Origin of the sequence: Roseovarius sp. M141 (assembly GCF_024355225.1) — a bacterium.
GTDB lineage: Bacteria > Pseudomonadota > Alphaproteobacteria > Rhodobacterales > Rhodobacteraceae > Roseovarius.
The window spans coordinates 1,153,545-1,165,608 of the sequence record NZ_VCNH01000008.1; the positions used below are offsets into that span (position 1 = coordinate 1,153,545).

A 12,064-nucleotide genomic window follows, 5' to 3' on the forward strand; every position below is an offset into this window, starting at 1 on the left:
GCGGTGCTTCTGGACCGTTCGGTGGTGACGCTGTAAGGCGGGGCATGCAATCTGAATACATCCCCCCCGACGTGCCGCTAACCGTGCTTCATGAGGATTACGAGGTGTTGGCCGTCGCAAAGCCTGACGGGCTGCTTTCGGTGCCCGGCAAGGGCGCGCATCTGGCCGATTGCCTGCTGAGCCGGGTGCAGGCCGCGTTTCCCACGGCGCTGCTGGTGCATCGGCTGGATCGGGACACATCCGGGGTGATGGTGTTTGCCCTGACCGCGCATGCGCAGCGGTTCCTGTCGAAGGAATTCGAGGAGCGGCGCGCGCGCAAGACCTATGTGGCGCGCGTCGCGGGGCGGCTGGAGCCGAAGGTGGGGGCTGTCGATCTGCCGCTGATCGTGGATTGGCCGAACCGGCCGCGCCAGATGGTCTGCCATGACACGGGCAAGCCGTCGTTGACGGATTACCGAGTTTTGAAGGTGGGCGAGGATGAAAGCCGCGTTCGGCTGTGGCCGAGGAGCGGGCGCACGCATCAGTTGCGCGTGCATATGCTGGCGCTGGGGCATCCGATACTGGGCGATCCCCTGTATGCGCCTGATCCGGCGTTTGCGCGGATGATGCTGCATGCCGAAGAACTGCGCATCAATCATCCCGAAAGCGGGCGGGGCCTGTCGTTTCGCGCCAAGGCGCCGTTCTAGCGTTTCAAGACGCGGTCGGTCAGGTTCTGGCGGTTCGCGATGATGGGCTTTAGCGCCTCTGCCAGCTGCGGATCGCCCTGTTGCAGCAGGGTCAGTTCGTCCAGCCGGTTGGCGGCGACGAGGTGCAGGGCATCCATGCGCGGTGTGCCGTCGGTGTGGCGCGGCAGGCGGGCCACGGGCTGGATGATCTCGGGGCGCGGCGAGGGGGCGAGCGTGGCGAGTGTCTGGGCCTCCAGGGACGTTTCGACGAAGGCATAGAGGCCGACGCCCTTGGCCGGCAGTGCATAGGTGCTGAGCGCGACGCCCGCCACCTGCGGATGGGCCATCAGTGCGGCTGTCAGGGCGGGGCCGTCGCGGTCGACGCGGTCCTCGGTGCCTTCGCCGTCGGACCAGTTCATCAGGCGGCGGGTGATGAAATTATACGCGCGCTTGCCGGTGGCCATCCAGATGCGCGAGGGCAGCGCCTTTTGCGCCAGCATGTTGCGTTCCGACGGGGTCAGCAGGTGGGGTGCGTAGGCACGTTTTTGTTTCAGCAGGTGGCGCAGATCCTCGCGTGCCATGACGCGGAACAGGCGCCCGCGTCGGCGGTGGACCGATGCCAGCTGAAAGTCGATCACTGCGGCGCGGCCATCCGGCGTCATCAGCCAGTTCTGCGGTTTAGCGATGTCGTTATGCGTCACGCCGACGCGGCGCATTTCGCGCAACAGGCGTTTGGCGTCGCGATACCATGCCGGATCGGCCGGTTTGGCCAGTTGCAGCGGGGTGCCGCTGGTCCAGCTGCGCAGCAGGCCGGTGCGATCGACCCGCACCAGCGCCGGGCAGCCCTCAATCCCCTGAACGGCGCGCAGGCCGCGGATTTCCTTGCGCGCCAGTGCCCAGGCGAGGGGGCGCGCATAGAAGGGCACGGTGTCCAGCTTGCGCAGGACGACGGGGAAATCGGGCACGCCGTCCAGACGGCCCGAAATCGTCTCGGAGAAGATGTCGCGCTTGTGGACCGTTTCCGGCACGAATGGGGCTGTGGCGATGGGGTCAGGCAGGGTCATGGGATTGGTCCTACCGGGTTTTGCGTGCGGCGCCTAGGGCGGTTTCAGGCGCGGGCAATCTGGCCGGCAGGTGTCGGGGGCGTGGCGCCGGAGTTTGGCGGGCCAGCCTTCGTGCGCAGCGGGCCAGATTACTCTGGCCGCGCCGCAATTTTTCAGCAATGCGCGGGCATTGCCCCAGGTGCCGATCAGGCGGCGGGGTCGTAGCCCGAGATCGATTTGACCTCGATGAAGTCCTCGATACCCCAAGGGCCACCCTCACGGCCATTGCCCGACTGCTTCATCCCGCCAAAGGGGGCGCCCATGCCGCGGCTCTGGCCGTTGACCTCGACCATGCCGGCACGCAGGGCGCGAGCGACGCGGGCGGCGCGGGCCGGATCCTGCGTCTGGACGTAGTCGGTCAGGCCATAAGGCGTGTTGTTGGCGATGTAGATGCCGTCCTCTTCGTCGTCGAAGGGGATGATCGACAGGACCGGGCCAAAAATTTCCTCGCGGGCGACAATCATGGCGTTGTTCACATCCGCAAAGACGGTCGGCTGCACGTAGAAACCACGGTTCAGCCCATCGGGGCGACCGGTGCCGCCGGCAACAAGGCGCGCGCCCTCATCGATACCCTTCTGGATCAGGTCCTGAATCTTGTCGAACTGGACCTCGTTCACGACGGGGCCGATGTGATCGCCGTCCTCGCTGGCCGGGCCGACCCTGATCGAATTGGCGACCTTGGCCGCCGTTTCGACCGCCTGATCATAAATTTCGCGCTGCACGATCATGCGGGTCGGCGCGTTGCACGACTGGCCCGAGTTGTTCATGCAGTGGCGCACGCCGCGCTCGACCGCGTCCGCATCGGCATCTGCAAACACCAGGTTCGCGCCCTTGCCGCCCAGCTCCAGGCTGACGCGTTTCAGCGTATCGGCGGCGGCCTTGGAAATCAGCTTGCCCGCGCGGGACGACCCGGTGAAGCTGATCATGTCGACATCGGGATGTTCGGTCAGCAGCGTGCCGACGCCGGGGCCATCGCCGTTGATCAGGTTGAACACGCCGGGGGGAAACCCGGCCTCGTCCATCATTTCGGCAAAGACCATCGCCGACAGGGGCGATTCCTCGGACGGTTTCAGCACCATGGTGCAGCCCGCGACAGCAGCGGCGACGACCTTGAGCGTGACCTGATTCATCGGCCAGTTCCACGGCGTGATCAGCGCGGCGACGCCGATCGGCTCGTTGCGGATATAGCTGCCGGGGGTGTTCGGGTCGTGCTGATGCTCAAAATCGAATTCCTTGGCCGCGGCGATAAAGGCGGCGATATGGCCTGCGCCCGCGGCTGTCTGCTGCTCGCGCGCCAGTTCGATGGGCGCGCCCATCTCAAGGCTGATGGCCTGCGCCATATCCTCGGCGCGGGCCTCGTACACTTCGGCCAGCTTTTCGACCAGCGCGATGCGCTCGGCCGGGGGGGTGTTCATCCAGTCCGGGAACGCGGATTTGGCGGCGGAGACTGCGGCGTCAACGTCGCCGTCGCAGCCCAGCGTGATGATTGCGCACGGTTCCTCGGTCGAGGGGTTGATGACGTTGTGATCGCGCTCCTGCGCCGGGTCTGACCAGTTGCCGTTGATGTAGAACTGACGTTTCTCGATCATGTCGTGTCTCCCTTTTTTCAATGCATCCGCCGGGACCAGGATCGTTCGGTGCCTTGCCCGCAGCTTTGATCCAGACATAGTCGCCGCGCAGGCGGGCTGCAAGACGGGCAGGTGGTGCTGCGCCGCGCCTTTGGGGGAAGGGGGTGCAAATCCCGGCGCGGATCCTTATCTTGCGATCAAAGACACTCATCAACCATGAAAGGACAGTATGATGGCATTGCGCATTAACGACACCGTTCCCGATTTTACCGCCGATACGGACCACGGAGAGATCCAGTTTCACGACTTTATCGGGGATAACTGGACGATCCTGTTTTCCCACCCCAAGGATTTCACACCGGTCTGCACCACCGAATTCGGCGCCGTCGCGCGCCTGTCGGACGAATGGGAAAAGCGCGGGACCAAGGTGATCGGCGTGTCCGTCGACAGCGCCGAGGAGCACAAGAAATGGAAGGGCGACATCGAGAAGGTCGCAGGCACCAAGGCCGGTTTTCCGATCATCGCCGATGAGGGGCTGGAAGTGTCCAAGGCGTTCGACATGCTGCCCGCCGAAGCCTATATGCCCGATGGCCGCACCCCCAACGACAGCGCCACTGTGCGCGCCGTGTTCATCATCGGCCCCGACAAGAAACTGAAGCTGTCGATGACATACCCGATGAATGTCGGGCGCAACTTTGCCGAGGTGCTGCGCGCCTTGGACGGGCTGCAAACAGCGGCCAAGCACACGGTCGCGACCCCGGCCGATTGGCAGGTCGGTGAGGATGTGGTCATCCCGACATCGGTCAGCGACGAAGACGCCAAGGCCAAGTATGGCGATTTCGACACCGTGCTGCCCTATCTGCGGATGACCAAGCTGAAAGGCTGAATCTACCCGTGGTAGCCGTTACAAAGGCCCCGGCGTGATGTCGGGGCTTTTTCTCAAGCGCTTGGTTTTGTTGAGATTTCAGCGTCACAGTGACCGCGTTTCCGCTGTTGCAAAGCGCGCGAACCGCGCCCCGTGTGTGATCGCGCCCCTGCGCAACCTACCGCCCAAAGCGGTCCGGTAGTGGCGAAATCTTGCCAAGGGCGACGCCAAGGGCCTTGCCAAAACCCGCTTTGATCTGCCCATAGGGCGTTACAGATTCCCTAAGAGAGACCTAGGATCATGATCCTTCGCGCTATTATCGCTGCCTCGCTGCTGTTCACAGCGGCCTGTGCCGGCACCCAGCCTACGACCGTTTCGACCAGATCGACCATGCCGCTCTATCCTGGCGAGACGCCGCAGATCCGCCAGCTGGTGAACAAATACGCCGACCATTATCAGGTGCCCCGTCCGCTGGTGCATAAGGTCATTCAGCGCGAGAGCGATTATCGCCCCGCCGCGCGCAACGGTCCCTATTTCGGCATGATGCAGATCCTGCCCGCCACTGCGCGGGGCATGGGATTTGCCGGACGCAACAGCGATCTGCTGGACGCCGAAACCAACCTGCACTTTGCCGTCAAATACCTGCGCGGCGCATGGCTGGTATCGGATGGCAATCTGGACAAGGCCGTGATGTGGTACGCCAAGGGCTATTATTACGAGGCTAAAAACCGTTGCCTGCTGGTCGAGACAGGGCTGCAGCAGCGCGAGATCGCCCGGCACTGCCGCTAGGCGGCGCGGCGCTGTTGCAGGTGGCGGGCGCATCATCCCCCGTTCGGAGCCCATCGCGCGGGTTTGAGGTAAATGCGCGATACTTGGCGTTTGAACGGTGGGCGATGCCGCGGTAGTGTCGATCTATCGGGCCAGGATGGCCGGGACTTTATCCAGAGACACGTGTGGTGCATTGGGAGCACGTGGGGTGGCGGAGGGTTTCGGTTCTATGGACTGGAACCCTCCGTTAAATTTCACCCCGGTCCAGACCAGAACCCTACATGATGACGTAACCCATAAACGCCAGAGGCCCCGCAAACGGGGCCTCCATAGGTTTGTCAGGACAGTCCAGGCTTACTTCGATTGCAGCTCGGTCGTGCATTTGCGCACCTCATAAACGGCGTTCTTGGCACCGCGCATGTCGATGATGTACGAATTGGGCGTTTCGGGAAACGCGACCAGTTCCTGACCCATCTCGATATCCTTTGCGAATTCCGGGTTGTTGACCAGAATATAGCCACCCGAGTATCCGTCCGTGACGCTGGGGCCCATGCCCGTCGCTTCGCCGACATAAAGGTTGCCATTGGCCAGTATGGCAATTTCCTGAGTGGCCGGTACATCGGTGGCGTTTGGTGAAAACAGTCCCAGATAACCGGCGGTTTCACCCTCGGCAAAACCGAACTGAACGATCGCGCCTGAATCGCTCTCGTAGGATGCAAAGCAGTTCTCGCGCGTTTCATTCTTGCGGATATTCCATGCCCCGGCGGTGCGGAACTCGGAGATGGTGTCGCCGTGCGTGGGCAGGTTATCCTGCGCTGCAGCAGCCAAAGGTGCGGCACAGGCAAGGGCGATGGCCGTCACGGCGGGGGTCAGCTTGATCATGTAGGTTTCTCCGGTTTCATTGTGGAACGCGTCCGCAATTACAGTGCGGTATACCTGCGCGAGTCAAGTATTGCGCGATTCATCAATAGCCTAAAACATTTCGCCTCAAGTGAGTGTCTCAAGTTTAGGATCAAACGCTTTAACAGCGCGCCTCGTGAAAGGTTCCCCAACGGCAAGCCTTTTACCAGCCCTCCGTGCGGCCCAGCTGGCAGATGATGTTCCATGCCTCGGGCGCGACGGGCTGCACCGACAGGCGCGGCTGGCGCACCAGCGCCATATCGGCAAGGCGCGGATCGGCCTTTATGGCCTCCAACGTCACAGGCACCGGCACAGGCGCCAGCGCGCGGATGTCGACGCAGTCCCAGCGCGGGTCGTCCGTCGTGCTGTCGGGATGCGCCTCGGCGCACACCTCGACAAGGCCGACGACCGCCTTTTCATCCTGACTGTGATAGAAGAACCCGCGATCGCCAAGCGCCATCTCGCGCATGAAATTGCGGGCCTGATAATTGCGCACGCCATCCCATTGCTCGCCCGAATCGCCGCGCTCGACCTGATCCTGCCAGCCCCAGGCAGATGGCTCGGATTTGAACAACCAATAGCGCATGGCCCTCAGATCACCTTGTTCCAATGGATCAGTTCGACGGTCTCGAACAGCCCGGCCTTGCCGTAGGGGTCCATCGCGGCCCAGCCTTCGGCGGCCGTCATGTCGGCGACATCCAGCACCACGAGCGAGCCGCACATCTGCCCCTCTGCATCCAGCAATGGACCGGCCTGCGTGACCACTCCCGACGACTTCAGATAGTCGAAATGGGCATCGCGGTTGTCGATACGGATTTGCAGTGCGCCGGGTTTGTCCCGGCCGATAAGGGCGATCAGCATGGTGGCTCCTGTCGTGCGATCTGGGCATGGTCGTGCCCACAACCTACAGCGCCGGGGCGCTGTGCGCAATTTTTGTCCGCGCTACGCCTTGGCGCCCTTGCGCCCGGACCCCAGCATCGCCGGGCTGGTGGCATCCAGTGGCCAGCGCGGTCGCGCCGCCAGCGTCATGTCATCGCGACGGCCCAGACGGAACAGCTCGGCCCCGGCATAGGCGATCATCGCGGCGTTATCGGTACACAGCGCGAGGGGCGGCGCAAGGAACAGCGCGCCTGAATCTTCGGCGACCTGCATCAGTGCGTCCCGGATTGCCTGATTGGCCGCAACGCCGCCCGCCACGGCCAGCAGCCGCAGATCGGGGTTGGCAGCCAGCGCGCGGCGGGTCTTCTCGGCCAGAACGTCGCGCACGGCGGCCTGAAACCCGGCGCACAGATCGGCGCGGTCCTGCGGGGTCAGCCCGCCCTGCGGCTGCATCACGGTATCGCGGGTGCGCAGCAGCGCGGTTTTCAGCCCCGAAAACGACATGTCGCAGCCGGGCCGGTCCAGCAGGGGGCGGGGAAAGGCGTGGCGCGCGGGATCGCCGGACCTTGCCTCGACCTCGACCGCCGGGCCGCCGGGTTGCGCCAGGCCCAGCAGGCGTGCGGTTTTGTCAAACGCCTCGCCCGGCGCATCGTCGATGGTGCCGCCAAGGCGGGTGAACTGCTGCGCGCCGTCCACACGCAGGAACTGGCAGTGACCGCCAGACACCAGCAGCATCAGATAGGGGTAGGGCGCGCCGTCGGTCAGGCGCGGCGTCAGCGCGTGGCCGGCCAGGTGGTTCACCCCGATCAGCGGCAGGCCTGCGCCCGCCGCCAGCCCCTTGGCGCACATCACGCCGGACATGACGCCGCCGATCAGGCCCGGTCCGGCGGTGACGGCGATGGCATCCATGTCGCGCAGGCGCAGCCCGCTGGCGCGCAGAACCTCGGCCACGCACAGGTCCAGCTTTTCCGCATGGGCGCGCGCGGCGATTTCAGGCACCACGCCGCCATAGGCCGCGTGCAACTGCCCCTGTCCCTGCACCGTCTGGGCCAAGATCTGCGCCGGGGCATCGCCGCCCACGCGCACGATTGCGGCCGCCGTGTCGTCACAGCTGCTTTCCAGTCCCAGTATGGTCAGGGTATCGCCCGTCATGTCGCCAATCGTTCCGCCCGTTGCGTGCGCGCGATGGGGCAAGTATCACTTGCAGGGCAATCCCACAAGCAGCGGAGCGGCCTCACCTTGCCCCCAACGATCCTCATCACCCGGCCTGAACCCGGTGCCAGTCGTTTCATCGCCGCGCTGCGCGATCTGCCGGGTGGCGATCTGCCACTGGTCCGCTCGCCGGTTCTTGCGATCGAACCGCAGGGCAGTTTGCCGGATCTGGAGGGGGTGCGCTGGCTGATCTTTACCTCGCAGCACGGCGTTTTCCGCTTTGCCCAGTTGAGCGCGCGGCGCGATATTCCGGCCTATGCCGTTGGCGACACCACCGCGCAGGCGGCGCAAGAGGCCGGCATGCACGCCATCTCCTGCGCCGGGGATGCGCGCGACCTGCTGGCGCGCATTGCGGCGGATGGCGCGACGGGGCCGATGCTGCACCTGCGCGGCACCCATGCGGCGGCGGATGTCGCGGGCGCGTTGACCGCTGCCGGGATCGTGGCAAGTGAAGCAGTGCTGTATGCGCAGCGGCCCCTGCCGCTGAGCGATGCCGCGCGGGCCTGCCTGACCGGCACGGCGCCGGTGATCGCGCCGGTGTTTTCTCCGCGCAGTGCCGCCGCCCTGCTGGAAGGCATACAGGTCACCGCGCCGCTGGTTATCCTTGCAATCAGCCGCGCAGCAGCAGACCGTGTGCCAAAGGGCGCGGCACAAGCCTGTATCGTGGCGGGTCAACCTGACGCCGTCGGTATGGTGCGGGCGTGGCCCGATGCGCTGGCCGAGGCCTATCGCCTTGAGGGAACAATGCGTGCACAGTAAGGTTATCAGGTTCAGAACATTGGGCAGATTCGGAAGGGACGGCTGACGTGGCAGAAAAAAAGGCACCTTCAGGACGCAAAAGCACTGCGGCACCGCGCGGCAAAGCCGCCAGTTCCGACGGTCAATCCAAGGCTCCGACGCCCACCGACGTCGAAAAACCCGTCGAAAAACCTGTTGAAGGCGCGCGCAGCCCGGCCAAGGGCGCCGCTGCCAAGACGACAGGCGCTCAAACTGCCGATGCTTCCAAAACCAGCGGACCTGCCACGGCCAGCCCGGACGCATCGGCGTCCGGCGCGAGGGGCACGGCCTCAAGCGACAAGCCTGCCAGTGACAAGCCCGCAAGTGACAAGTCCGTCGGCGAAAAGAACCAGAGCCCGGAGCCGACGCGCACCTCGATTCCAGCCAGCGGCGCGAAATCGGTGACCGCTATGGCTCCGGGTCCTTTCAGCGGCCCTGATCCCAAGGGCATCGACGCGGCGATGGCCAAGGTGGCTGACGCAAAGAAAGCGACAGCAACACCGGCAGAAACCAAGACGACCACGACCACCGGGGCAAGCGCCGGAACGAATGACAAATCCTCGACAGGTCCGGGCACCAAACCGACGGCGGCAAAGCCTGCCGGTGACACGTCGGCGACAGCAGGCACAGCGACGACAGCGTCTGCCCGGGCGGCACCTTCAAAGACACCTCCACCAACGGTACCCCAGCAAAAGGCGCGCAAGGGCGGATTCATTGCCTTGTTTCTCGGCGGTGTGTGCGCTGCGGCGATCGGGTTTGGCGCGGCGTATTATGTCCTTCCGCAGATGGGTATCATGTCGCCCAACAGCACGGCGACCGATGATGTCGCGGCCAAACTGGCCGAGCAATCGGACCGGCTCACCGCGCTGGACGCACGCATTGATGCACTCCCCGGCGCGCCTGACACCAGCGGGATCGAGGCCGGACAGGCCGATATGGTGACGCAAATCTCTGACCTTTCCAATAAGGTCAGCGCCCTGACCGCCCGCCTGGCTGATATCGAGGCACAGCCGTCCGGCGCGGACGGCGAGGGCGTTTCGACGGCACAGTTGAATGAACTGCGCCGCACGCTCAAGGCGCAGGGCGATCAGGTCGCGCGCCTCGTCTCCGACGCGGATCAGCGCGACGATGCCGCCCGTGCATCGGCCCAGCAGGATCTGCGCCGTGCCGCGCTGACGCGCATCAGCACCGCACTGGATACTGGCACGCCTTTTGCACCCGCGCTGGGCGATCTGGAGCGGGCCGGTATGTCCGCGCCCGATGCGCTTCAGGACGTGGCCGAGGCTGGCGTGCCAACCCAAAGCGCATTGCAGCAGTCCTTTGCCCCCGCCGCCCGCGCCGCGCTGGCCAAGGCGCGCAAATCCGGTACCGAGGAGGGCAGCGACAGCTTCTGGTCCTTCATGTCCGGTCAGTTGGGCGCACGATCGCTGGAGCGGCGCGAGGGGCCGGGCACCGATGCGGTGCTGTCGCGCGCCGAGGATGATCTGCGTCAGGGCAACCTGCAAGCCGCCCTGACCGAGGTCGAGGCGCTACCCGACCCCGCCCGCAACGCGCTGTCAGAGTGGGCGGAAAACGTCCGCACCCGGATGCAGGCTATTGCCGCCTACGACGCGCTTGCCGCGAAATTGAACTGAAACCGAAAGGGCACGCCTTAAATGCTGTGGTCAATCATCAAGATCGTCGTTTTCCTGGTCCTCGTGGTTCTGGTGACGTTCGGCGCGTCCTATCTGCTGGAACTGGATGGCGGTGTGCGTATCGTCATGGCCGGGGTCGAGCTGAACCTGACGCCGCTCAAGGCGGTTCTGGGGCTGGCGATCATCATCCTCGGCCTGTGGCTGTTGATGCGGCTGGCGGCATTGCTGATCGCGGTGCTGAAATTCATTAACGGCGATGAAACCGCGATTTCGCGTTATTTCGACCGCAACCGGCAGGAAAAAGGCTATCGCGCCCTGTCCGAAGGCATGCTGGCCCTCGCATCGGGCGAGGGGGATGTGGCCATGGCCCGCGCCGCCCGCGCCGAGCGTTACCTGAAGAAACCGGCGCTGACCAACCTCGTAACCGCGCAGGCCGCCGAAATGGCGGGCAATCGCGCCAAGGCCGAAGAAGTCTACAAACGCCTGTTAAAGGATGACAGCACCCGTTTTGTCGGGGTGCGCGGCATCCTGCGTCAGAAACTGGCCGATGGCGATACCGACACGGCGCTGAAACTGGCGCAGACGGCCTTTGGCCTGAAGCCGGCGCATGCCGAAATTCAGGACACGCTGCTGAAATTGCAAACCGGCCAGGAGGATTGGGCCGGCGCGCGCACGACTCTCAACGCCAAGCTTAAATTTGGCAACATTCCCCGCGACGTACACAAACGCCGCGACGCCGTTCTGGCCCTGTCCGAGGCGCGCGACATCGCCGTCGAGGGCAAGACCGTCGAAGCGCGCGAGGCGTCGATTCAGGCGAACCGCCTGTCGCCTCACCTGATCCCGGCTGCCGTCATGGCCGCGCGCAGCTATATCGCCCAAGGGGCGCCGCGCTACGCCGCCCGCGTCATTCGCAAGGCGTGGGACCAGCAGCCGCATCCCGACCTGGCCGCCGTCTTCGCCGCCATCGCGCCGGATGAGACGCCGCAGCAGCGCCTGAAACGTTTTGCCAAGCTGTTCACCGCGCGCCCGGATCACCGCGAAACGAAACTGGTCGAGGCCGAGCTGAACCTCGCCGCCGAAGATTTCCCCACCGCGCGCCGCGCGCTGGGCGATCTGGTGGAAAAAGATCCCGACGCCCGTGTTCTGACCATCATGGCCGCGATCGAGCGGGGCGAGGGCGCCCCCGACCGCGTGGTCAAGGGCTGGCTGGCCCGCGCAATCGCCGCCCCGCGCGGCCCCCAGTGGATCTGCAACAATTGTCAGCATATCCACGGCGAATGGGCGCCCGCCTGCGAGAATTGCGGCGCTTTCGACACGCTGGCGTGGAAAACGCCCCCTCAGGGCGATGTCATCTCGCCCACCGGGGTCCAGATGCTGCCCTTGATAATGGGCGACCTGAATGATCAAAGCGCCCGGGACGTCGCCCGCGTTGTCGATGCCGAAATCATCGACCCAAGCCCACCTGAAATTGATGGCGCAGCAGGCGAGGCCAAGGCTGAAAAATAGACTTGGCGCTTCGCTGGCGGTGCGATAGCGCCGCCAGCGAAGCGCCCGCCAGAGGTCGCTGACGCACAGCCGGTAAAGCACGTCATTCGTATTGATCTGATAAAGTTCCGGCCTTTCAACCGCGTTTCGATTGTTTTGCATCTTGCATATCACACCCCTTGCAAGACAGGAGAGCAGGCGCGCAATC

Annotated in this window: 12 protein-coding genes; 6 read left to right on the top strand and 6 right to left on the bottom strand. The window is 64.6% G+C overall.

Annotated features, from left to right (window positions below; genetic code table 11):
* Positions 1-44 precede the first annotated feature (44 nt).
* Complete coding sequence (locus FGD77_RS09695) at positions 45-686, top strand: pseudouridine synthase (protein WP_255008982.1); 642 nt, start codon at positions 45-47, stop codon at positions 684-686.
* Here the strand turns inward: FGD77_RS09695 and FGD77_RS09700 are convergent.
* Together FGD77_RS09700 and FGD77_RS09705 are read right to left on the bottom strand one after the other, a co-directional pair.
* Positions 683-1,729 carry a serine/threonine protein kinase gene (locus FGD77_RS09700; protein ID WP_255008985.1) on the bottom strand — a complete coding sequence of 349 codons (1,047 nt, stop codon included), beginning with the start codon at positions 1,727-1,729 and terminating at the stop codon, positions 683-685. The two genes, FGD77_RS09695 and FGD77_RS09700, sit on opposite strands and share 4 nt — an antisense overlap.
* Positions 1,730-1,914: 185 nt before the next feature.
* On the bottom strand, positions 1,915-3,357 hold the full coding sequence (locus FGD77_RS09705) for an aldehyde dehydrogenase family protein (RefSeq protein ID WP_255008987.1): 1,443 nt from the start codon (positions 3,355-3,357) through the stop codon (positions 1,915-1,917).
* A gap of 211 nt (positions 3,358-3,568) precedes the next feature.
* Between FGD77_RS09705 and FGD77_RS09710 the strand changes: the two genes are divergently transcribed.
* Positions 3,569-4,222 (top strand): peroxiredoxin, encoded by a 654-nt coding sequence (locus tag FGD77_RS09710; RefSeq protein ID WP_255008990.1) that lies wholly within the window; start codon positions 3,569-3,571, stop codon positions 4,220-4,222.
* A gap of 279 nt (positions 4,223-4,501) precedes the next feature.
* Entirely contained in the window at positions 4,502-4,990 is a 489-nt protein-coding gene (locus tag FGD77_RS09715) for a lytic transglycosylase domain-containing protein (RefSeq protein ID WP_255008992.1), read from the top strand.
* 333 nt (positions 4,991-5,323) lie between these two features.
* Here the strand turns inward: FGD77_RS09715 and FGD77_RS09720 are convergent, their stop codons facing one another.
* The 4 genes from FGD77_RS09720 to tsaD all read right to left on the bottom strand — a co-directional run bounded on the left by FGD77_RS09720 (position 5,324) and on the right by tsaD (position 7,900).
* Entirely contained in the window at positions 5,324-5,851 is a 528-nt protein-coding gene (locus tag FGD77_RS09720) for a hypothetical protein (RefSeq protein WP_255008994.1), read from the bottom strand.
* Between the two features lie 181 nt (positions 5,852-6,032).
* Entirely contained in the window at positions 6,033-6,455 is a 423-nt protein-coding gene (locus tag FGD77_RS09725; protein WP_255008996.1) for an EVE domain-containing protein, read from the bottom strand.
* A gap of 5 nt (positions 6,456-6,460) precedes the next feature.
* Complete coding sequence (locus FGD77_RS09730) at positions 6,461-6,730, bottom strand: YciI family protein (RefSeq protein ID WP_255008998.1); 270 nt, start codon at positions 6,728-6,730, stop codon at positions 6,461-6,463.
* An 81-nt stretch (positions 6,731-6,811) separates the two neighbouring features.
* On the bottom strand, positions 6,812-7,900 hold the full coding sequence (gene tsaD, locus FGD77_RS09735) for a tRNA (adenosine(37)-N6)-threonylcarbamoyltransferase complex transferase subunit TsaD (RefSeq protein WP_255009001.1): 1,089 nt from the start codon (positions 7,898-7,900) through the stop codon (positions 6,812-6,814).
* Positions 7,901-7,987: 87 nt separating this feature from the next.
* Between tsaD and FGD77_RS09740 the strand changes: the two genes are divergently transcribed.
* From FGD77_RS09740 to FGD77_RS09750, 3 genes are read left to right on the top strand one after another with little or no spacing between them, the layout of a single operon-like run.
* Complete coding sequence (locus tag FGD77_RS09740; protein WP_255009004.1) at positions 7,988-8,719, top strand: uroporphyrinogen-III synthase; 732 nt, start codon at positions 7,988-7,990, stop codon at positions 8,717-8,719.
* A gap of 47 nt (positions 8,720-8,766) precedes the next feature.
* Positions 8,767-10,371 carry a hypothetical protein gene (locus FGD77_RS09745; RefSeq protein WP_255009005.1) on the top strand — a complete coding sequence of 535 codons (1,605 nt, stop codon included), beginning with the start codon at positions 8,767-8,769 and terminating at the stop codon, positions 10,369-10,371.
* Positions 10,372-10,392: 21 nt separating this feature from the next.
* Positions 10,393-11,877, top strand: coding sequence for a heme biosynthesis protein HemY (locus FGD77_RS09750; protein WP_255009007.1), 1,485 nt, complete (start codon positions 10,393-10,395; stop codon positions 11,875-11,877).
* The last annotated feature ends 187 nt before the right edge of the window (positions 11,878-12,064 follow it).

Excerpts from the sequence above, each read along its gene's own strand:
- FGD77_RS09695 (WP_255008982.1), top strand. The coding sequence starts at position 45 with ATGCAATCTGAATACATCCCCCCCGACGTGCCGCTAACCGTGCTTCAT.
- FGD77_RS09700 (WP_255008985.1), bottom strand. The coding sequence starts at position 1,729 with ATGACCCTGCCTGACCCCATCGCCACAGCCCCATTCGTGCCGGAAACG.
- FGD77_RS09705 (WP_255008987.1), bottom strand. The coding sequence starts at position 3,357 with ATGATCGAGAAACGTCAGTTCTACATCAACGGCAACTGGTCAGACCCG.
- FGD77_RS09710 (WP_255008990.1), top strand. The coding sequence starts at position 3,569 with ATGGCATTGCGCATTAACGACACCGTTCCCGATTTTACCGCCGATACG.
- FGD77_RS09715 (WP_255008992.1), top strand. The coding sequence starts at position 4,502 with ATGATCCTTCGCGCTATTATCGCTGCCTCGCTGCTGTTCACAGCGGCC.
- FGD77_RS09720 (WP_255008994.1), bottom strand. The coding sequence starts at position 5,851 with ATGATCAAGCTGACCCCCGCCGTGACGGCCATCGCCCTTGCCTGTGCC.
- FGD77_RS09725 (WP_255008996.1), bottom strand. The coding sequence starts at position 6,455 with ATGCGCTATTGGTTGTTCAAATCCGAGCCATCTGCCTGGGGCTGGCAG.
- FGD77_RS09730 (WP_255008998.1), bottom strand. The coding sequence starts at position 6,730 with ATGCTGATCGCCCTTATCGGCCGGGACAAACCCGGCGCACTGCAAATC.
- tsaD (WP_255009001.1), bottom strand. The coding sequence starts at position 7,900 with ATGACGGGCGATACCCTGACCATACTGGGACTGGAAAGCAGCTGTGAC.
- FGD77_RS09750 (WP_255009007.1), top strand. The coding sequence starts at position 10,393 with ATGCTGTGGTCAATCATCAAGATCGTCGTTTTCCTGGTCCTCGTGGTT.